The 305-nt window shown below is 66.9% G+C and carries 1 protein-coding gene; it reads left to right on the plus strand.

The features are described 5' to 3' along the window. A partial coding sequence (locus tag EN859_RS36845; RefSeq protein WP_348632975.1) for a BRCT domain-containing protein occupies window positions 1-305 on the plus strand: 305 nt, incomplete at both ends.

Consider the following 305-nt stretch of genomic DNA (forward strand, 5'->3'; position numbering starts at 1 on the left):
GTTTGACACCCTCGTCGCAGCCGGCGGCAGGCTGGTGCTCGAAGAGTCTCTGGCGGAGCGGCGGGCGGCAACAAAGGAGTTTGTGGCGAAGGCAGGCATATCCTCGCTGCGGCTCTCGCCATCCACCACCAACCTCGCAACCGCCCGGAAATGGCTGCAGGGCGCCGGTCATGGTTCGACCGATGGGGTCGTCGCCAAGGCGATGGCCGAACGGCTTGGCGCCAAGGTGGCGGGCTCGGTGTCGGCGAAAACCGATCTGTTGGTGGCTGGTCCGGGCGCGGGCTCCAAGCTGAAGCTTGCCAGTG

Source organism: Mesorhizobium sp. M00.F.Ca.ET.216.01.1.1 (assembly GCF_004010325.2).
Taxonomy (GTDB): domain Bacteria; phylum Pseudomonadota; class Alphaproteobacteria; order Rhizobiales; family Rhizobiaceae; genus Mesorhizobium.